A 19311-nucleotide genomic window follows, 5' to 3' on the forward strand; every position below is an offset into this window, starting at 1 on the left:
CTAGGGAAGGTCTGATCAAAGCGCGCTGATGCTTNGATTTCAGCGCCAAGGCGCCTGATCGACCTCGATGTGATCACTTTCTCGCCATTTCTGGCGCTTTTCGACGGGTTTCCCCGTCCAACGGACGGATTTAGCCCGTCGGCAGCAACAGACGTCGCCGCGCNATCCACAGGTTCGACAGCGCGAACAGCGTCAGCACCTGCGCCGTGTTCTTCGCCAAGCCCCGGTAGCGCACCTTGGTGTAACCGAACTGCCACCGCGACCGCGTCGTGCTGCTGCACTTCCTGGCCGCGCTGGCGGTGCTGACGGCGGTGCTGGGCGCGATCGGTTTCCTCGGCCACGCCATGGGCCTGGTCTGGGCGCTGGCGGAAGTGGTGATCCTGGTTAGCATCGTCGCCATGGTGCGCAGCGACCGCCGCCCGGCATCCTCGACCCACCACGCCTGGCTGTCCTGCCGCAAGCAGGCCGAACGCTTCCGGGCCGAGGCGCTGGCGCGGATCCCCGCGGCCCCCGGTATCGCCAGTGACGCTGCGCGGCGTGCGGCGATCCTGGCCCTGCTCGAGGACCAGATCGGCTACCAGACCCGGGCCCACCGGCGCTGGGAAAAGCTGCACGCCGGGCTCGAGCGCGCGACCCGCGGCACCTTCTACCTGGTGCTGGCGGCGGCGGCGGGCCACCTGGTGCCGATCGGCGTCGAGTCGTGGCGCGCGATGGGCAACGCGGTGCCGCACGCCGTCGAGGCGGTGGCGCATTTCTTCCACAGCCCGAAGTGGCTGATCATCACCGCGGCCGGCTTGGCGTTCGCCGCCTGCCTGCACGGCATCGCCAGCAAGCTCGAGGTGAAGCGCCTCGCCTCGCAGGCCGGGGCGATGGCGGCCCGGCTCTCGACCCTGAAGCTGGAACTGGAAAGCCTGGGTCCGGACAATGGCCGCGAGCTCGAACGGCTGGCACAGCGCGCCGCCGACGAGCTGACCGCCGAACACAGCAACTGGCTCAGCCTGGTCGAGCACGCCGAGCTGGAGGAACCGGCCTGATGCGCGCCACCAAGAAGCCGGTTTCCGTGGCGGTGGAGTTCGCCACGGAAGACGGCACGCTGCAGACGCTGGAGGGACCGGTGCGCTACCGCGCCGGCGACGCCCTCGCCACCGGCGTCAAGGGCGAACGCTGGCCGATCCCGCGCGAGGCCTTCCTCGCCGGCTACAGGCCGGCACCGGGCGTGGCGGCCGGCGCTGCGGGCAGCTACGTCAAGCAGCCGGCCCAGGTGGACGCGGTGCGGATGGAATCGGCCTTCAGCGTGGAAGTCGAAGGCGGCGTGCTGCAGGGAGCGGCGGGCGACTGGCTGGTGACCGCCGCGGACGGCCGCCGGTGGATCGTGCGCGACGACGTGTTCCGCGAGTCCTATATAACGCTGGAACCCCTGGACGACTGAGGATCAGCGGCATGAGCGGTAAACCGGCGACCGACGCACCCGACTTCCACTCCCGCCCGTTCCTGCTCGACCACGTGCGCCGCACGATGGCCTTCTACCACCCGCGCTGCATCGATCCACGCGGCGGTTTCTTCCAGTTCTTCAAGGACGATGGCCGCGTCTACGACGCGCATACCCGGCACCTGGTCAGCAGCACGCGCTTCGTCTTCAACTACTCGATGGCCTGGCAGGCGTTCGGCGACGACGCCTGCCGCGACGCCGTCAGCCACGGCATCGCCTTCCTGCGCGATGCCCACCGCAACCCGGCCACCGGCGGCTACGCCTGGGTGCTGCACGACGGGAAGGTGCAGGAAGCGACCAACCACTGCTACGGCCTGGCCTTCGTGGTCCTCGCCTACGCCAAGGCGCTGGAAGCGGGCATGGAGGAGGCACGCGGCTGGCTGGAGGAAACCTGGGCGCTGATGGAGCGCCGTTTCTGGGAACCGCAATTCGGGCTCTACGCCGACGAGGCCGATCCGGACTGGAACGTCTCGCCCTACCGCGGCCAGAACGCCAACATGCATGCCTGCGAGGCCTGGCTGGCAGCGTTCGAGGCCAGCGGCGAAACCCGCTACCTGCAGCGCGCGTCGCTGCTGGCGGACAACATGACCCGCCGCCAGGCCGCGCTGGCCGGCGGCCTGGTGTGGGAGCACTACCACCCGGACTGGTCGGTCGACTGGGAATACAACCGCAGCGACCGCAGCAACATCTTCCGACCCTGGGGCTTCCAGCCCGGCCACCAGGTCGAATGGGCCAAGCTGCTGCTCGGCCTGGACCGCCACGATCCGCAGGAATGGCGCCTGCCACGGGCGCGCGAGCTGTTCGACCGCGCGGTGGCGATGGCCTGGGACCCGGACCATGGCGGCCTGGTCTACGGCAACGACATCGACGGTAGCGTCTACGACGCCGACAAGTACTTCTGGGTGCAGGCCGAAGCGATCGCCGCCGCGGCGGTACTGGCGGAACGCACCGGCGACGGCGCCTACCGGGAGTGGTACGAGCGCCTCTGGACGTACAGCTGGACGTACTTCGTCGACCACGAGCACGGCGCCTGGTACCGCATCCTCGGACCGGACAACCGCAAGCTCACCGACGAGAAGAGCCCGGCCGGCAAGACCGACTACCACACCATGGGCGCGTGCTACGAGGTGTTGCGGGTGCTTTGACTGCCCGCGACGCAGGGAAATGCGGTTCCTGTAGAGCGGGGCTTGCCCCGCTGCTTTTCCTGCCCGAACACGCCGACTCCGGAAGCGGAGGAGCGGGGCTTGCCCCGCTCTACGGAGGCGCCAGCAGGGCCTGGACCTCGGCGGCGGTGGGGGCGTAGGCGCCGGACGTCGTGCAGGCGACGGCGGCCGTGGCCGCGGCGAAGCGCACATGCTCGGCCAGCGGGGCCTGCGGGCGCTGCAGGCGGCTGGCCAGGTAACCGCCGATGCATGCATCGCCGGCACCGACGGTGTCGGACACCTCGACCTGGAACGCGGGCTGGTGGACGCACACATCGCCCTGGTACGCGGTGATGCCGTCCGCGCCCTGCGTGTACAGCAGGGTCGCCGCAGGCGCGAGCGCTCGCACGTGCGCGATCGCCTCTTCCGTCGCCCGCGCCGGATAGATGTGACGCAGGTCCTCGTCCGACAGCTTCACCACCGTCGCCAGCGCCGCCAGGCGTTCGAACAGCGCCGGGTAATCCTCGCCCATGAGGTTGCGCCAGTTCGGATCGAAGCTGAGCGGCACCCCGGCCGCGTGCAGCGCTTCGGCGAACGCCAGCAGCCGCGCGCCCAGCGGCTGCCGCACCAGGCTGATGCAGCCGAAGTGGGCGAATTCGCAGGCGCGCTCCCAGCCGGCCGGCAGCCGCGACGGATCGAAGGCCAGGTCGGCGGTGTCGTTGCCCAGGAAGAAATAGCGCGGCGGCGACAGCTCGTGGACCATCGCCACCAGCGGCGCGCGGTCCACCACCTGCAGGAAACGCAGGTCCAGGCCGGCCTCGCGCGAAAGCCCGACGATCTCGGCGCCGAACAGGTCGCCGCTCACCGCCCCACCCCAGCCGGTGGCCACGCCCAGTCGCGCCGCCACCCGCGCCACGTTCCAGCATGCGCCGCCAGGCACGCTGCGCCAGCGGTCCGGCCCGGTGCGGACCATGTCGGTCAACGCCTCGCCGAACACCACCAGGCGCGGCAACCCGCCCGTGCTCGCCCGTGCCTGCATCCGCGACCGCGCCTCAGGCTTCGCCAGCGACAACCGCATCCGTCGCCGGGCGACCGGCCAGCACGCCGAACCGCACCAGCAGCCCGTAGCAGGCGATCCACACGTAGCACACGGCCGGCACCAGCAGGGCCAGGGCCAGGCCGAAGCGGTCGGCGGTCACGCCGGTCAGCAGCGGCACGATCGCGCCGCCGACGATGGCCAGGCAGAGGATGCCGGAACCGCCCGGCGTGTCCTCGCCCAGCCCGTCGATCGACAGGGTGAAGATGGTCGGGAACATCACCGAGTTGAACAGGCCGATCGACAGGATCGCCACCGCCGCGGCGGTGCCTTCCAGGGTGGTGCCCGCCAGCAGCGCCAGCACGCCGGCGCAGGTCGCGCAGGTCGCCAGCACCACGCCGGCCGGCACCGAGCGCAGCACCCACGCGCCGATGAAGCGGCCGACCATCGCCAGCCCCCAGTACACCGAGATCAGGTTGCCGGCGGCATGCTCCGACCCGGTCGCGCCGACCATGATCAGGTAGTTCACCAGCGCGCTGCCGATGGCCACCTCCGCGCCCACGTACAGGAAGATCGACAGCGCGCCCAGGCTCAGCCGCGGGACCCGCAGCAGGCGCAGGTAGTCGGCCTGGCCGACCGGCCGCACCACCGGCACCGGCGCGCGGCGGAACCACCAGCACAGCGCGGCCAGCACCAGCAGCACGCCGGCGATGATCATGTACGGCAGGCGCACGTGGCCGGCCTGCTCGACGCGGAACGCGGCCAGCGCGGCGGCGTCCATGCCTGGCGTGGGCTCGCTCACGCCCGCGGCCAGGATCAGCGAGGAGCCGAACAGTGGCCCGAGCATGGTGCCGAAGGAGTTGAACGCCTGCGCCAGGGTGAGCCGGCTGTGCGCCCGCGCCGGGTCGCCGAGGCCGGCGGCCAGCGGATTGGCCGCCACCTGCACCAGGGTGATGCCGCCGGCCAGCACGAACAGCGCAGCCAGGAACGCCGGGTACCAGCCCAGCGACGCGGCCGGCGAGAACATCAGGCAGCCGCCGGCCATCACCGCCAGGCCCAGCACGATCCCGCGCATGTAGCCGATCCGGCTGACCAGCAGGCCGGCCGGGATCGAAACGATGAAGTACGCCAGGAAGAAGCAGAACTGGGTCAGCATCGCCTCGGCGTAGTTCAGCGAGAACGTCGCCTTGAGCTTGGGGATCAGCACGTCCACCAGCACCGTGCAGAAGCCCCAGGCGAAGAACAGGGTGATCACCAGCGGCAGCAGCCATGACGCGACCGCGGCCTGTCCGCCGGTGGCCGCCGGCGACGGCGTTTCCTGGATATGCATCGGTGCGGTCTCCCCGCGCTGTGGTGGCGCCGATCATGGCGCATCCGCGCGTCCCGCGTCCGCCTATTCCAGGCGCGCGGGGCCGGCATGGTGCCGTGGAATACCCGTCTTCATCCCGTGCCCACGGCGGCAGCGGCACGCTGGCTTCCCCTTGCCGCATGGAGTCCGGCCATGGCGCGCTCCCTCCATCCCCTCGCCGCCACCGGCACCAGCCTGCTCGCCGCCTGCCTGCTGGCGGGCTGCGCCGGGCCGCGCGTCGCCGAGGTGGCGCCGATCGACGGCGCGATCTCCGGCCAATGCCACACCGACATGGTCCGTGGCGCGGTCGGGCTGGCCGCCTCCGCGGCGACCCTTGCCCGCGCGCGGGTGGACAGCGACAGCACCGAACTGCAGGTGGTGCGCGGCGCGGGCGACCGCCAGGGCTCCACCAACCAGCCGGTCCCGGCCAGCAGCGGCGGCTCGCGCCTGACCGTGGAGACCGGCCGCAACAACGCGATCACCGGGATGTCCTGCAGCTGACCCTCCATCCCTGTGGAGCGGGGCGTGCCCCGCTCCACCGGCGTCAGCCCTGGGGCGGAGCGCGGCGGACGCGATGCGCGCGGCGCAGGAAAGCCAGCGCCGCCCGTTCCCACTGGCGCTGGCCGCGGCAGCGCGCGCACTGGCGCTGCAGGCTGCCATCCACCCAGCCTTCGAACACGCACGGATCGATGTACGCGCTGCGGCACACCGCCGGCGTGTTGCCCAGCGCCGCGGCCACTTCGCGGACCACGTCCATCTGCTGCGCGGCGCGGCCGCGTTCGCTGGGTTCCGCCTCGCCCAGCGCGACCAGCCGGCGGATCGCCGCCACCGTGCCGCCCCAGGTGCGGAAGTCCTTGGCGGTGAACGCCTCGCCCATCGCCTCGCGCAGGTAGTCGTTGACCTGGGTCGACTGCACCGGCAGCACCGCGCCATCGTCGTCGCGGTACTGGAACAGGGCCTGGCCAGGCAGTTCGCGGCAGCGGCGCATCAGCCGCACCAGCCGCGCGTCGTCCAGCACCGCTTCCTGCGGCTGCCCGGACTTGCCGCGGAAGGCGATCCGCGCCCGCCCGCCGGCGAGGAAATCGACGTGGCGGTTGCGCAGCGTGGTCAGCCCGTAGGAACGGTTGCTGCGCCGGTAGGTATCGTTGCCGATGCGCAGCAGGGTCTCGTCCATCACCGCCACCACCAGCGCCAGCACCTTGCCGCGCGGATGGCCGGGCAGGCCCAGGTCGCGCCTGAGGCTGCGGCGCAGCGCCGGCAGCGCTTCGCCGAAGGCCACCACCCGGGTGAACTTGCCGTCGCCGCGCTGCTTCACCCAGCCGGGGTGGTAGCGGTACTGCTTGCGCCCGCGCGCATCGCGGCCGGTAGCCTGCAGGTGGCCGCAGGCATCGGCACAGATCCACACGTCGGCCCAGGCCGGCGGGATCGCCAGCGCGCGGATGCGCGCCAGCGTCGCCGCGTCGCGCACCGGCTGGCCGCCGAGGCGATAGGCGAAACCTTTGCCACGGCGGACGCGGTGGATCCCCGCGGCATCGTCGCCCACGTGCACCAGTCCGGCGCGGTCGGCGTCGCGGGCGCAATCGGGGATCTCGGGCGGGCTGGGCATGGACGAAGCGGGCGGCGGGGGACGCCAGTGTCCCCATCGTGGTGCATGGGGCGCGTCGTCGCCGCGCATCGGCAACGTCAAACCGTGATGCGGGCGGACGCGGTTAACGGTTCGCGAATGCGGCCTGCGGCAAGCTTGCCGCCGCACTTCCACCGGGGATTCCCATGCGCGCGCGCGCCACCCTTCGCCTGCTTCCGTCGTTGGCCCTGCTGGGCCTGCTTTCCGCCTGCACTCCCGAAGTCGCCCAGGAAGACGATGCCGCCGAGCAGGAACAGGCGCTGGTCGCCGCGCAGCAGGCCGCCGATTCCGCCGCCGAACCGCCGCCGCCGGCCGACGCCGACGCGCCGCCGACCTGCGACGCCAGCCAGGTGCAGGGTCTGATCGGCCAGGCGGTCGACGACGCCAGGGCCGAGCAGGCGCGCACCGACGCCGGCGCCGACAAGGTGCGCATCCTCAAGCCGGGCGACATGGTGACCATGGAGTTCGACGGCGCGCGCCTGAACATCGAAGTCGACGACGCCGGCACGATCACTTCCGTGCGCTGCGGCTGAGCATCGCGCGCGGCGTCACCGCCGCGGGCGTCGCGCTGCGTTTCCGTCATCGACGGGGCGGGCAGTGCCCCGCCCGCTTTTCGTGCGCGGGCGACTTGCCGGCCCTGCTACGCGCACCGGCACTTCCGGCGCGGCCAGACGGTTTCAGAAGTACCTTTTCCACGCATCCGCACCGCGGTTGCGGCACCGCAACATCTGTGCTTTAGTCGGGCTTCCGGCGGTATTCCAGGTCGCGCCAGTTTCCTCGGAAACTGTGTGCGGAGCCGCCTTCCCTCGCGTCCGGGAAACAGCGCCCGGTGCGCACGCTCTTCGAGATGCAGATGGCCCCTCGCAACCGCCACGGGCTCTACGACCCGACCTCCGAACGCGACGCCTGCGGATTCGGGATGATCGCCCAGCTCGACGACCAGCCTTCGCGTGCGCTGGTCGATACCGCGATCGCCGCGCTTTCGCGCATGACCCACCGCGGCGGCGTCGCCGCCGACGGCCTCACCGGCGACGGCTGCGGACTGCTGATCCGCAAGCCGACCGCGTTCCTGCGCGCCCTCGCCCACGAGGCCAGCATCAACCTCGCGCCGGATGCGCGCTTCGCCGCCGGCCTGGTGTTCCTGCCGCACGACGAGGCGCAGGCCGCGCACTGCCGCGACGTGCTCGAAGGCGAACTGCACCGCGTAGGCGTCGAGGTGAAGGGCTGGCGCGTGGTGCCCACCGACGCCAGCGTCTGCGGCCAGCTGGCGCGCGACACCCTGCCGGCGATCCAGCAGCTGTTCGTCGAGGCCGGCAACGGCCAGGACGAAGAAGCCTTCGCCCTGGCCCTGTTCCTGGCACGCCGCCGCAGCGAGCAGCGCCTGCGCGAGGTCGCCGACTACTACGTGGTGACCCTGGCGCCGCATTCGATCGGCTACAAGGGCATGGTCCTGCCGGACAAGCTGGCGCGCTTCTATCCCGACCTGCAGCGCGCCGAGCTGGCTTCCAGCGCGGTGGTCTTCCACCAGCGCTTCTCGACCAACACCCTGCCGCGCTGGCCGCTGGCGCACCCGTTCCGCATGCTCGCCCACAACGGCGAGATCAACACCATCGAAGGCAACCGGCGCTGGGCGCAGGCCCGCGGCAAGGTGTGGAAGACGCCGAAGTTCGACGTCGCCGAGCTGCAGCCGCTGGTGTCGATGCACGGCTCCGACTCGCAGAGCCTGGACAACATGCTCGAGCTGCTGGTCGCCGGCGGCATGGAGCTGATCCAGGCGCTGCGCATCCTGGTCCCGCCGGCGACCCAGTCGCTGGAGTTCAAGGACCCGGACCTGGCCGCGTTCTACGAGTTCTACGGGCTCAACACCGAACCGTGGGACGGCCCGGCCGGCATCGTCTCGCTGGACGCGCGTTACGCCGCCTGCACCCTGGACCGCAACGGCCTGCGCCCCTCGCGCTGGCTGCTGACCTCCGACCGCCACTTCATCGTCGCCAGCGAAGCCGGCGTGTGGGAAGTGCCGACCGAGCGGGTGGTGCGCAAGGGCAAGCTCGGGCCGGGCGAGATGATCGCCATCGACCTCAAGCGCGGCGACCTGCTCGACAGCGACGCGGTGGACCGGATCAACCGCGGCCGCGCCCCGTACAAGCAGTGGCTGCACCAGGGCGTCACCTACCTGCAGACCGAACTGATCGACCCGTCGCTGGCCGAGGAGCCGTTCGACGAGAAGACCCTGCGCAGCTACCACAAGCTGTTCCAGCTCAGCACCGAGGAGGTGGAACTGGTGCTGCGGCCGATGGCCGAGATCGAGCAGGAAGCCACCGGCTCGATGGGCGACGACACGCCCATGGCCGTGCTCAGCCGGCGCAACCGCCCGCTGTACGACTACTTCCGCCAGGCCTTCGCCCAGGTCACCAACCCGCCGATCGACCCGCTGCGCGAGGACTGCGTGATGTCGCTGTCCACCCAGCTCGGCAAGGAGACCAACATCTTCCATGCCGGCCCGGAGACGGTGAACCACGTCATCCTCAACTCGCCGGTGCTGTCCCAGCGCAAGCTGCGCCAGCTGCTGAAGATGCCGCAGTACGAGAGCCGCAACCGGCTGATCGACCTCTCCTACTCGCCCGAGGAAGGCCTCAAGGCCGGCATCGAGCGGATCTGCCGCGAGGCCGAGCAGGCCGCGCGCGACGGCATGGTCATGCTGCTGCTGTCGGACCGCTACCCGGTGCCGGAGCGGCCGATGGTGCACGCGCTGCTGGCCACCGGCGCGGTCCACCACCACCTGTGCAACGTCGGCCTGCGCTGCGACGTCAACCTGATCATCGAGACCGGCACCGCGCGCGACGCGCACCACATGGCCTGCCTGCTCGGCAACGGCGCCACCGCGGTCTACCCGTACCTGTCGTACCAGACCCTGTTCGACATGGGCCGGCGCGGCATCCTGCAGCTGAAGAAGGGCGAGGTCGCCCAGATCGGCCGCAGCTACCGCAAGGGCCTGTACAAGGGCCTGAGCAAGATCATCTCGAAGATGGGCATCGCCACCATCGCCAGCTACCGCGGTGCGCAGCTGTTCGAGATCGTCGGCCTGGACCAGGAAGTCGTGGACCTGTGCTTCGCCGGCACGCCCTCGCGGGTGGGCGGCGCCGGCTTCGAGAGGCTGGACCGCGACGCCCGCGAGCTGCAGGCGGCGGCCTGGAACGAGCTGCGCAAGCCGGAGATCGGCGGCCTGATCAAGTACGTCCACGGCGGCGAGTACCACATGTACAACCCGGACGTGGTCATGACCCTTCAGAAGGCCACGCGCACCGGCGACCCGGCCGACTGGAAGGCCTATACCGAGGCGGTGCACTCGCGTCCGGCCTCGGCGCTGCGCGACCTGCTGGAGCTGGTGCCGGCCGCAACGCCGGCGCCGCTGGAGGAGGTGGCGCCGGCCTCCGACCTGCTGCGCCGCTTCGACACCGCCGCCATTTCGCTCGGTGCGCTGTCGCCGGAGGCGCACGAGGCCCTGGCCATCGCCATGAACCGCCTCGGCGGCCGCTCCAACTCCGGCGAAGGCGGCGAGGACCCGGTCCGCTACGGCACCGAGAAGCGTTCCAAGATCAAGCAGGTGGCGTCCGGCCGCTTCGGCGTCACCCCCGAGTACCTGGTCAACGCCGAGGTGCTGCAGATCAAGATCGCCCAGGGCGCCAAGCCCGGCGAGGGCGGCCAGCTGCCCGGGCACAAGGTCAACGAGCTGATCGCGCGGCTGCGCTACGCGCGCCCGGGCATCGGTCTGATCAGCCCGCCGCCGCACCACGACATCTATTCCATCGAGGACCTGGCCCAGCTGATCTACGACCTCAAGCAGGTCAACCCGCAGGCACTGGTCTCGGTGAAGCTGGTCTCGCACGCCGGCGTCGGCACCATTGCCGCCGGCGTGGTCAAGGCCGGCGCCGACCTGATCACCGTGTCCGGCCATGACGGCGGCACCGGCGCCAGCCCGGTCAGCTCGATCCGCTACGCCGGCGGCCCGTGGGAGCTGGGTGTGGCCGAATCGCACCAGGCGCTGGTGGCCAACGACCTGCGCGACCGCGCCATCCTGCAGACCGACGGCGGCCTGAAGACCGGCCTGGACGTGGTCAAGGCCGCGCTGCTGGGCGCCGACAGCTTCGGCTTCGGCACCGCGCCGATGATCGTGCTCGGCTGCAAGTACCTGCGCATCTGCCACCTGAACAACTGCGCCACCGGCGTGGCCACCCAGGACGAGCGCCTGCGCTCGGAGCATTTCACCGGCCTGCCGGAGCGCGTGGAGAACTTCTTCCGGCTGCTGGCCGAGGAAGTGCGCGGCTGGCTGTCGTACCTGGGCGCGCGTTCGCTGGACGAGATCGTCGGCCGCACCGACCTGCTGCGCCAGCTGGACGTGGTCCCGCGCGAAGGCGTGCGCCTGGACCTGTCGCGGCTGCTGCACCCGGCGCCGCGCGACGAGGGCCACTGCGCCGCGCCGCGCCTGTACGAATCGCCGGACAGCCTGGCCACCCAGCTGGACCTGCAGCTGGCGGGCGCCATCGCCAACAAGACCGGCGCCGAGCACCGCTACCTCATCCACAACACCGACCGCAGCATCGGCGCGCGCCTGTCCGGTGCCATCGCCCGCGCGCATGGCAACCATGGCATGGAGGACGCGCCGATCACCCTGCACTTCCGCGGCACCTCGGGGCAGAGCTTCGGCGCGTTCAACGCCGGCGGCTTGAACCTGGAGCTGGAAGGCGAGGCCAACGACTACGTCGGCAAGGGCATGGCCGGCGGCCGCATCGTGGTGCGCCCGCCGCGCGGCGCGCGCTTCGAGGCGCGCAGCACGCCGATCCTCGGCAACACCTGCCTCTACGGGGCCACCGGCGGCGAACTGTTCGCGGCCGGCCGCGCCGGCGAGCGCTTCGCGGTGCGCAACTCCGGCGCGCTGGCCGTGGTGGAAGGCGCCGGCGACCACTGCTGCGAGTACATGACCGGCGGCGTGGTGCTGGTGCTGGGCAAGGTCGGCCTGAACTTCGGCGCCGGCTTCACTGGCGGCCTGGCCTACGTGCTCGACCAGGACCGCGACTTCGTCGACCGCTACAACCACGAACTGATCGACATCCACCGCATCTCGCCGGAAGGCTTCGAGAGCTACCGCCAGCACCTGCACCGCCTGATCACCCGCCATCGCGAGCTGACCGGCAGCATCTGGGCGCAGCAGATCCTCGACGAGTTCCGCGACTACGTCGGCAAGTTCTGGCTGGTGAAGCCGAAGGCCGCCAGCATCGAATCCCTCGCCGACACGCTGCGGAGGGCCGCGTGACTTCCGCGCTCCGCACGGCCCCCCCCACGGTTTGCTGCGCAAACCGCGGGACCCACTACGCTCTTCCAATCCCTGCCCCTTCGGGGCGCCCCCTTGCCAAGGGGGCTTTGGTCCAGGTGGCACTGCCATGAGTCGCAAGCAGGTATTTCAATTCCTGGAGCTGCCGCGGGAAATGCCACGGCGCATCCCGCTCGAGCTGCGCACCGCCGGCGACTGGGGCGAGCTATACGGCAAGTTCGCCCATGCCGAGGCCGCCTACCAGTCCGGTCGCTGCCTGGACTGCGGCAACCCGTACTGCAGCTGGAAGTGCCCGGTGCACAACGCCATCCCGCAGTGGCTGCAGCTGGTGCAGGAGAACCGCATCCTCGAGGCGGCCGAGCTGTGCCACTCGACCAACCCGCTGCCGGAGGTGTGCGGCCGCGTCTGCCCGCAGGACCGCCTGTGCGAGGGCAGCTGCACGCTCAACGACGGCTTCGGCGCGGTGACCATCGGCGCGGTGGAGAAGTACATCGTCGACACCGCCTTCGAGCGCGGCTGGCGCCCGGACCTCTCGGAAGTGCAGCCCACCGGCAAGCGCGTGGCCGTGGTCGGCGCCGGCCCGGCCGGCATCGCCTGCGCCGACCGCCTGGCGCGCGCCGGCATCCATGCCGTCGTGTATGACCGCTACGAACAGATCGGCGGCCTGCTGCAGTTCGGCATCCCCAGCTTCAAGCTCGACAAGTCGGTGATCGCCAGGCGCCGCGCGGTGCTGGAAGGCATGGGCATCGAGTTCCGCCTGGGCGTGGAGGTCGGCCGCGACGTCACCCTCGAGCAGCTGCTGGAGGAGTTCGACGCGGTGTTCCTCGGCACTGGCGCCTACCGCTACACCGACGGCGGCCTGCCGGGCCAGGAGGCCGAAGGCGTGCTGCCGGCGCTGCCGTTCCTGGTGCAGAACGGGCGCATCGTCTCCGGCATCGCCCAGGACGGCACGGCGGCGATGGGCCGGCCGATCGCCGGCTGGGAAGACCGGATCAAGCTGCCGGACCTGGCCGGGCGCCGCGTGGTCGTGCTCGGCGGCGGCGACACCGGCATGGACTGCGTGCGCAGCGCCATCCGCCTGGGCGCGGCGCGGGTCACCTGCGCCTACCGCCGCGACGAGGCCTCGATGCCGGGTTCGGCGCGCGAGGTGGCCAATGCCCGCGAGGAAGGCGTGCGCTTCCTGTTCAACCGCCAGCCGCTGGCCATCGAGAGCGATGCCGACGGCCGGGTGACCGGCGTGCGCATGGTCGAAACCCGCCTCGGCGAACCGGATGCCCGCGGCCGCCGCGTGGCGGTGCCGGTCGAGGGCAGCGAATCGGTGATCGACACCGACGTGGTGATCATCGCCTTCGGCTTCTCGCCGGAGCTGCCGGCGTGGGCCAGCGCGCTGGGCATCGAGGGCACGCCCAATGGGCGCATCGTCACCGGCGGCGACGGCCGCCTGCCGTACCAGACAACCCATCCGCGCGTGTTCGCCGGCGGCGACGCGGTGCGCGGCGCCGACCTGGTGGTCACCGCCGTGGCCGAAGGCCGCGACGCGGCGCAGAGCATCGCCGAGCTGCTGGGTGCCCAGCCGCCGGTGCGCACGCCGCAGTACGCCGAAGCGGTGGCCTGAGCGACAACCCCTCCCCCACCGGGGGAGGGGTTGGGCAGAGGGCCGGGGGCCCTGCCAAACCCGCATCTCCCGTCGCCCGTCGCCCGGATGAGGCCGAAGGCCGCATCCGGGGTGGCGCGCCAGCTACGCTTGTCTCCTTTGCGCCGGCGCAATCCATGGTGGCGGATCCAGGGTGACCAACCTACCCGGTTACTCAGTCGGACTTGCTGGACGGCCGCACGGCCCGCGTGCGTTCAAAGCCTCTTTGAGGCGGCGATGGCCTGGACATGATGTCCGCCACTGCGCGCACGACATCATCGCTAACCGAGACATCTTTCAGTCTTCCGGCATCGCTCGAAAGCTTGCGGCGCGATTCCTCGGCCGCACACTGCCAGTCCTCCAAGCCAATCACGGTGTCGCCCCGCTCAATTGCAATCATCCCTGCGCGGAGGACCCTGTCCATCCACGGCTTGCGGTTCGGATTGAACGCCATCACGCACTCCCAACCCAACGGACCTTCTCATAGCTTCCCACATGGTCTTCGAACCACTGGTCCTGCCTTTCATCTCTCGAGCCCGGAAGGTGCATGGATATGCTGGCGAAGTAGGGCCTGATGATAATTACCCTTTCCATCGCAGGATCCGTTAGCGGGCCATAAGGATCATAGTCCGGCACCGTTACGCAGTTCCTGCCCTTGTGGCGCTCTTTCAGCCATTGGATCGCGGCGTGGATGTAGTGAAGACGCTATGCAGTCTTGCAGGCGAGGTGCCACTCCCGATCCAGCTCCTGCTCGTCGGCGGTGGAAAGATCAATCCCCTGATGGAGCTCGAGGTATTCCGAAACTCCCTCGATGTTCAGCGACCGGATGAACTTCTCGTCCTTGATTGCCTCGGTGAGCGCCTTGTCGAGCAGCGGATTCTTTGACAGATGTATTGCCTTGTTCCACAAACCCATCGATTCAATAGGCGCACTTGGAACCAGCGCATCCACATCCGGCCTCGGTCTCAACTCCGATTCAATACGCGAGGGCGTGTCCAGCAGGGAAGACGTCCAACGGGCAACAACCACGTGGGTATTTGCGTCTTCGATATCAGCGTGGCCGGCGCAGGCAAGGGCGAAGTCACGCAGGCTGTCGTGCACCATGACGCCATTCATGGACCTCAGATCTTCCAGCAGCTCTTCGAGTCCGATTTCCAGCACGAACATCAGTACTTTCGGAGACTTCCCGAATGTTTCCGCCAGGGAACTGACCTCAACCGCACCAGCAGTCGCTGCATTGAACTTGGAACGCGCCGTGGACTCGCATCCGGAGATGCTGTTCTCAGGATTCTTCCAGTCCAGATCGATCGCCAATTGGTACAAGGGGTGGAAAGGGTCGGCAAGTACCTGCTGCTTGGCGCTCTCAACGGTCCTGGCGAGCTTGGCTATCTCGATTGCCATCTGTTCCGCATAGCTTGCGGTGACCACGCCGTCGCGATCAGCATCGACACCTTGCCTTAGCGCCTTTGCAGCTTCATAGAGCTTGGACTGCAGCGCCGTAAGCCTGTCTGCAGTCGTCGCCGGCCCTAGAAGCTGCGTGCAATACCTGTAGAACGCCGGATCGGAAACCAAGTCGTTTCCCCGCTTGTAGGTATTGGCGATGGCTTCTATGGGGCGCGAGCTCGAGGGGGCAGCGAAGGCCTCCGATGCATATACACACAAAAGGGTTCCCAGCAGATCCAGGGCAGCCGCCACCTTATGGCCCTCGCGGGTCTCCGCAAGCTTGGGGTCATCGAACTTGCGCATCTGGTCCTGGATTTCGTTGCCGCGCTCGGCCGCGTCTTTGGCCTCCCTTCCAAGCTTCAGCGCAAGCCGCGCCAACATGATCGATACAAGGGCACCTGCGAGCGAAACTACCGTGGTCACCAAGTAACCGACGTAGTTCGTGAGACCATCGTTGATCCGGTCCCCACCGGACAGATACGAAGCCGCCACCCCGTACATTGCGACGAAGATGGCCCCCGCCAACAGCGCCATTACCAAGAACGTCATAATCGGACGTCTTCCGACCCACCGATCCAGCTTGGTGTCGGCATCAATGCGGCCATCCTTCTTTTCGCGCCTGTTCACCACGACTCTCTCCTGTCATCCCTGTTTGGCCACGCCTCGACCACGCCCTTTCTGCCTTGGCATAGGCATACCCGGTGATTCTTGGTAGTCGGCAATTCCCTACATTCATTTCCCCCGTGTAAGCCTTGTAGCAGAAGTGCGTCGCTAAATCCCGCCACGGCTGACGGGATGCGTTGCCTTTTGCCTCTTGAAGCGAACGCAGACCGGTGAGCCTGAAGGGACAAGGTCACGGGGGTACCGGCTTGCGCCGGGACGACGGTCTAGTGGGCCGGTGAAAAGGTTGGGACGCAATCCGCATTCGTAGCCCCCGCCCCGCGGTCGGAAGGACTGTTGCATCCTTCCCGCCACAAGCCCGCCGCCCTTGCCCCACAATCCCCGCATGCCGGCCGAATCCCTTCCAGCGCGCCTGTGGCGCGACCAGTCCGTATCCGCCATTGCCGCCGGTTTCGTCACCGTGCTGGTGGGCTTCGCCAGCTCCGCGGCGATCGTGTTCCAGGCCGCGCAGGCGCTAGGGGCCACGCCGGCGCAGACCGCTTCGTGGATGTGGGCGCTGGGCCTGGGCATGGGCGCGACCTGCATCGGCCTGTCGCTGCGCTGGAAGATGCCGGTGGTCACCGCCTGGTCCACGCCCGGCGCGGCGGTGCTGGTGACCAGCGCCGCCGGCGTGCCGATGGAAGAAGCGGTGGCCGGCTTCCTGCTGTCGGCGCTGCTGATCGCCATCGCCGGCTTCTCCGGCGTGTTCGAACGCATGCTCGGACGCATTCCACTGTCGTTGGCCTCCGGCATGCTCGCCGGCGTGCTGCTGCGCTTCGGCATCGACGCCTTCGCCGCGATCCAGGCGCAGCCGCTGCTGGTGCTGGCGATGCTGGGCACCTGGCTGGCCGCGCGCCGTTTCTGGCCGCGCTACGCGGTGATCTTCACCCTGCTGGTCGGCACCGCGGTCGCCGGCGTCACCTCGCAGCTGGACCTGGGGCAGCTGCGTCTGGAACTGGCGCGTCCCGAATGGACCACGCCGCGCATGAGCGTTGCCGCGGTGCTGGGCGTGGCCCTGCCGCTGTTCGTGGTGACCATGGCTTCGCAGAACGTGCCGGGCGTGGCGGTGATCCGCGCCTCCGGCTACCCGATCCCGGTGTCGCCGGCGATCGGCTGGACCGGCGCGGCCAACCTCGTGCTCGCCCCGTTCGGCGGCTTCGCCCTGAACCTGGCCGCGATCACCGCGGCGATCTGCATGGGCCCGGAGGCGCACGCCGATCCGGCCAGGCGCTACATGGCCGCGGTGTGGGCCGGCATCTTCTACCTGCTGGTCGGGCTGTTCGGCGCGACCGTCGCCGGGCTGTTCGCCGCCTTCCCGCAGGCGCTGGTGCTGGCGATCGCCGGCATCGCCCTGATCGGCACCCTCGGCAGCAGCCTGGCCACGGCGCTGCACGACGCGCACGAACGCGACGCCGCGCTGGTCACCTTCCTGGTCACCGCCTCGGGCCTGTCGCTGCTGGGCGTGGGCGCGGCGTTCTGGGGCCTGGTGGCCGGGGTGATCGTGCGCCTGGTGCTGCGTCCGCCGCGCGCCGCATAACCGCGGCGCGCGAGGCGTCAGGCGAAGTCGAGCACCACGCGGCCCTCGATGCGCCCGTCGCGCATCCGGTCGAAGACGTCGTTGATGTTCTCCAGCCGGTCGGTGGACACGGTGGCGGCGACCTTGCCGTCGGCGGCGAACTGCAGCGATTCCTGCAGGTCCAGGCGGGTGCCGACGATCGAACCGCGCACGGTGATGCCGTTGAGGACCATGCCGAAGATGTCCAGGGGGAAACTGCCCGGCGGCAGGCCCACCAGCGACACCGTGCCGCCGCGGCGGACCATGCCCTGCGCCTGCTCGAAGGCCTTCGGCGACACCGCGGTCACCAGGACGCCATGCGCGCCGCCGATCTCGCGTCTGATCACCTCCACCGGCTCGGCCCTGCGCGCGTTCACCGCGAGCGTGGCGCCGAGCCGGAGCGCGAGACCGAGCTTGGCGTCGTCGACGTCGACCGCGGCCACGTTCAGGCCCATCGCCCGCGCGTACTGCACCGCCATGTGGCCCAGTCCGCCAATGCCCGAGACCACGACCCAGTCACCGGGCTTGGTATCGGTCATCTTCAATCCCTTGTACACGGTGACCCCGGCGCACAGCACTGGCGCGATCCCGACGAAGTCCACGTTCGCCGGCAGGTGGCCGACGTAGGCGGCGTCGGCCAGGACGTACCCGGCGAAGCCGCCGTTGACCGAATAGCCCGTGTTCTGCTGCTGCTCGCACAGGGTTTCCCAGCCGCCGAGGCAGTGCTCGCAGTGGCCGCAGGCCGAATACAGCCAGGGAACGCCGACGCGGTCGCCCTCGCGCACATGGCTGACGCCGGCCCCGACCGCGGCCACGTAACCCACCCCTTCGTGGCCGGGGATGAAGGGCGGCTGCGGCTTCACCGGCCATTCGCCGCCGGCGGCGTGCAGGTCGGTATGGCAGACGCCGCAAGCTTCGATCTTCACCAGCAGCTCGCCGGGCCCGGGACGCGGTACCGGCACCTCCTCGATTCGCAGCGGCTGCCCGAACGCATGCACCACCGCGGCCTTCATGGTCCTGTCCATCGCCTGTCCTCCAGCCAGGGGAGCTGCCACCACGTTACGCCGAAGCGGCGGCGCGCACCAGACCACGGTCAAACGTCCGCACCTGGCGGATGCGGCCGGGTAGACTGCCTCCGGACCGATTCCGGAGCCATGCACCGATGCGCCTGGGCCTTGCCGCCAACCGCCTGCACCACGCCACCGAGGATGCCGCGCTGTTCCGCTGGCTGCGCGCCAGCGAGCCGGGCATCCGCGAGCTGGGGCTGGAGATCCATGCGGTCGGCCGCACCCATGACGCGATCGCCGCGGCCGGGATGCTGCACGGCTACGCCGGCCTGCGCCGCTACCCCTATGGCCGCGAGGGCGGGCTGATGAAGCTGGTCGCCGAGATCGTCGGCATGGGCAGCGACGGGCGCACCCTGGACGGCGCGATCTACCTGATCGACCCGGTCGATCCGTCCTCGATCTTCCCCGAGGCGGTGGCGCTCAAGCGCCAGTGCGTGATCCACGGCAAGCCCTTCATCTCCACCGTGGCCAGCGCGCGCGACTGGGTCGAGAACGAGCGCATCCACGCCGGGCTGGCGCCGGACCCGGCCGCCGACCGTTTCCATGCGCTGGAAGCGCAGACCCTGGCCCTGATCGCGCACGATGCGATGAAGCCGCAGATGCTGGCCTTCGCCGCCGAGCACTTCGACGTGCTCTCGCGCTTCGCGCGGCGCGTGGGCACCGGCACCACCGGCCAGCGCCTCAACGAACTGGCCTGGAGCCGGGGCTGGCCGCAGGACACGCCGTGGGTGCACCGCTTCCTCAGCGGCCCGATGGGCGGCGACGCGCAGATCGCCGACCTGGTGCTGGAACGGCGTTGCCAGCGCGCGGTGTTCTTCGAAGACCCGCACGTGGCGCGCCAGCACGAGGCCGACATCCAGCTGCTGGAACGCGCGGTGACCACGGTGACCGACGAGGCGGTGTGCATCACTTCGCCGGCGGTGGCCTCGCACTGGGTGGCGGCGGTGTGCCGTCGCGCGCAGCTGCGGCCGCTCTGAGCGACGCC

15 protein-coding genes and 1 pseudogene are annotated in these 19311 nt (G+C 70.0%); 9 read left to right on the top strand and 7 right to left on the bottom strand.

Translation table 11 applies throughout. From position 1 onward, the window contains the following. Positions 1 to 130: 130 nt before the first annotated feature. Positions 131 to 253 (bottom strand): annotated as a pseudogene (locus PSEJ35_RS17290) (IS5/IS1182 family transposase); the annotation flags it as partial. Positions 254 to 269: 16 nt separating this feature from the next. Here PSEJ35_RS17290 and PSEJ35_RS0112395 point away from each other — a divergent pair. From PSEJ35_RS0112395 to PSEJ35_RS0112405, 3 genes are read left to right on the top strand one after another with little or no spacing between them, the layout of a single operon-like run. Beyond that, on the top strand, positions 270 to 1034 hold the full coding sequence (locus PSEJ35_RS0112395) for a hypothetical protein (protein WP_028918076.1): 765 nt from the start codon (positions 270 to 272) through the stop codon (positions 1032 to 1034). After that, positions 1034 to 1429 (top strand): PGDYG domain-containing protein, encoded by a 396-nt coding sequence (locus PSEJ35_RS16185; RefSeq protein WP_051412670.1) that lies wholly within the window; start codon positions 1034 to 1036, stop codon positions 1427 to 1429. Before PSEJ35_RS0112395 ends, PSEJ35_RS16185 begins: the two co-directional genes overlap by 1 nt. Before the next feature lie 11 nt (positions 1430 to 1440). Continuing rightward, positions 1441 to 2634 (top strand): AGE family epimerase/isomerase, encoded by a 1194-nt coding sequence (locus tag PSEJ35_RS0112405; protein ID WP_028918077.1) that lies wholly within the window; start codon positions 1441 to 1443, stop codon positions 2632 to 2634. Positions 2635 to 2743: 109 nt separating this feature from the next. Here the strand turns inward: PSEJ35_RS0112405 and PSEJ35_RS0112410 are convergent, their stop codons facing one another. Further along, on the bottom strand, positions 2744 to 3670 hold the full coding sequence (locus PSEJ35_RS0112410) for a carbohydrate kinase (protein WP_028918078.1): 927 nt from the start codon (positions 3668 to 3670) through the stop codon (positions 2744 to 2746). Between the two features lie 13 nt (positions 3671 to 3683). Beyond that, the gene (locus PSEJ35_RS0112415; RefSeq protein ID WP_028918079.1) at positions 3684 to 4997 is read right to left on the bottom strand and encodes a sugar MFS transporter; all 1314 of its coding nucleotides are present in this window, start codon (positions 4995 to 4997) and stop codon (positions 3684 to 3686) included. Between the two features lie 171 nt (positions 4998 to 5168). Here PSEJ35_RS0112415 and PSEJ35_RS0112420 point away from each other — a divergent pair, with 171 nt between their 5' ends. Beyond that, positions 5169 to 5516 carry a hypothetical protein gene (locus PSEJ35_RS0112420; protein WP_028918080.1) on the top strand — a complete coding sequence of 116 codons (348 nt, stop codon included), beginning with the start codon at positions 5169 to 5171 and terminating at the stop codon, positions 5514 to 5516. Positions 5517 to 5559: 43 nt separating this feature from the next. On the opposite strand, the gene PSEJ35_RS0112425 is transcribed toward PSEJ35_RS0112420, so the two are convergent. Then, positions 5560 to 6621, bottom strand: a complete 1062-nt coding sequence (locus PSEJ35_RS0112425) for a DNA topoisomerase IB (protein WP_051412671.1) — start codon at positions 6619 to 6621, stop codon at positions 5560 to 5562. Between the two features lie 164 nt (positions 6622 to 6785). On the opposite strand from PSEJ35_RS0112425, the gene PSEJ35_RS0112430 reads away from it, so the two are divergent. The 3 genes from PSEJ35_RS0112430 to PSEJ35_RS0112440 all read left to right on the top strand — a co-directional run bounded on the left by PSEJ35_RS0112430 (position 6786) and on the right by PSEJ35_RS0112440 (position 13583). Beyond that, the gene (locus PSEJ35_RS0112430; RefSeq protein ID WP_028918082.1) at positions 6786 to 7172 is read left to right on the top strand and encodes an I78 family peptidase inhibitor; all 387 of its coding nucleotides are present in this window, start codon (positions 6786 to 6788) and stop codon (positions 7170 to 7172) included. 320 nt (positions 7173 to 7492) lie between these two features. Then, positions 7493 to 11950 carry a glutamate synthase large subunit gene (gene gltB, locus PSEJ35_RS0112435; protein ID WP_028918083.1) on the top strand — a complete coding sequence of 1486 codons (4458 nt, stop codon included), beginning with the start codon at positions 7493 to 7495 and terminating at the stop codon, positions 11948 to 11950. Positions 11951 to 12077: 127 nt separating this feature from the next. Then, positions 12078 to 13583 carry an FAD-dependent oxidoreductase gene (locus tag PSEJ35_RS0112440; RefSeq protein WP_028918084.1) on the top strand — a complete coding sequence of 502 codons (1506 nt, stop codon included), beginning with the start codon at positions 12078 to 12080 and terminating at the stop codon, positions 13581 to 13583. A 193-nt stretch (positions 13584 to 13776) separates the two neighbouring features. Here PSEJ35_RS0112440 and PSEJ35_RS17295 read toward each other — a convergent pair whose 3' ends face one another. Continuing rightward, positions 13777 to 14055 carry a hypothetical protein gene (locus PSEJ35_RS17295; RefSeq protein WP_156924810.1) on the bottom strand — a complete coding sequence of 93 codons (279 nt, stop codon included), beginning with the start codon at positions 14053 to 14055 and terminating at the stop codon, positions 13777 to 13779. 251 nt (positions 14056 to 14306) lie between these two features. Further along, positions 14307 to 15671, bottom strand: a complete 1365-nt coding sequence (locus PSEJ35_RS0112445) for a hypothetical protein (RefSeq protein ID WP_156924811.1) — start codon at positions 15669 to 15671, stop codon at positions 14307 to 14309. Between the two features lie 379 nt (positions 15672 to 16050). On the opposite strand from PSEJ35_RS0112445, the gene PSEJ35_RS0112450 reads away from it, so the two are divergent. Beyond that, the gene (locus PSEJ35_RS0112450) at positions 16051 to 17241 is read left to right on the top strand and encodes a benzoate/H(+) symporter BenE family transporter (protein ID WP_028918086.1); all 1191 of its coding nucleotides are present in this window, start codon (positions 16051 to 16053) and stop codon (positions 17239 to 17241) included. 17 nt (positions 17242 to 17258) lie between these two features. Here the strand turns inward: PSEJ35_RS0112450 and adhP are convergent, their stop codons facing one another. Next, positions 17259 to 18284, bottom strand: a complete 1026-nt coding sequence (gene adhP, locus PSEJ35_RS0112455) for an alcohol dehydrogenase AdhP (RefSeq protein ID WP_028918087.1) — start codon at positions 18282 to 18284, stop codon at positions 17259 to 17261. Between the two features lie 137 nt (positions 18285 to 18421). On the opposite strand from adhP, the gene PSEJ35_RS0112460 reads away from it, so the two are divergent. Next, positions 18422 to 19303 (top strand): hypothetical protein, encoded by an 882-nt coding sequence (locus PSEJ35_RS0112460; protein WP_028918088.1) that lies wholly within the window; start codon positions 18422 to 18424, stop codon positions 19301 to 19303. The last annotated feature ends 8 nt before the right edge of the window (positions 19304 to 19311 follow it).

The organism is Pseudoxanthomonas sp. J35 (assembly GCF_000513995.1).
In the GTDB taxonomy this organism is placed as follows: Bacteria; Pseudomonadota; Gammaproteobacteria; order Xanthomonadales; family Xanthomonadaceae; genus Pseudoxanthomonas.

Coding starts and splice junctions, on each gene's coding strand:
- PSEJ35_RS0112420 (WP_028918080.1), top strand. CDS start 5,169: ATGGCGCGCTCCCTCCATCCCCTCGCCGCCACCGGCACCAGCCTGCTC.
- gltB (WP_028918083.1), top strand. CDS start 7,493: ATGGCCCCTCGCAACCGCCACGGGCTCTACGACCCGACCTCCGAACGC.
- PSEJ35_RS0112460 (WP_028918088.1), top strand. CDS start 18,422: ATGCGCCTGGGCCTTGCCGCCAACCGCCTGCACCACGCCACCGAGGAT.
- PSEJ35_RS0112450 (WP_028918086.1), top strand. CDS start 16,051: ATGCCGGCCGAATCCCTTCCAGCGCGCCTGTGGCGCGACCAGTCCGTA.
- adhP (WP_028918087.1), bottom strand. CDS start 18,284: ATGGACAGGACCATGAAGGCCGCGGTGGTGCATGCGTTCGGGCAGCCG.
- PSEJ35_RS0112405 (WP_028918077.1), top strand. CDS start 1,441: ATGAGCGGTAAACCGGCGACCGACGCACCCGACTTCCACTCCCGCCCG.
- PSEJ35_RS0112410 (WP_028918078.1), bottom strand. CDS start 3,670: ATGCAGGCACGGGCGAGCACGGGCGGGTTGCCGCGCCTGGTGGTGTTC.
- PSEJ35_RS0112415 (WP_028918079.1), bottom strand. CDS start 4,997: ATGCATATCCAGGAAACGCCGTCGCCGGCGGCCACCGGCGGACAGGCC.
- PSEJ35_RS17295 (WP_156924810.1), bottom strand. CDS start 14,055: ATGGCGTTCAATCCGAACCGCAAGCCGTGGATGGACAGGGTCCTCCGC.
- PSEJ35_RS16185 (WP_051412670.1), top strand. CDS start 1,034: ATGCGCGCCACCAAGAAGCCGGTTTCCGTGGCGGTGGAGTTCGCCACG.
- PSEJ35_RS0112430 (WP_028918082.1), top strand. CDS start 6,786: ATGCGCGCGCGCGCCACCCTTCGCCTGCTTCCGTCGTTGGCCCTGCTG.
- PSEJ35_RS0112440 (WP_028918084.1), top strand. CDS start 12,078: ATGAGTCGCAAGCAGGTATTTCAATTCCTGGAGCTGCCGCGGGAAATG.
- PSEJ35_RS0112425 (WP_051412671.1), bottom strand. CDS start 6,621: ATGCCCAGCCCGCCCGAGATCCCCGATTGCGCCCGCGACGCCGACCGC.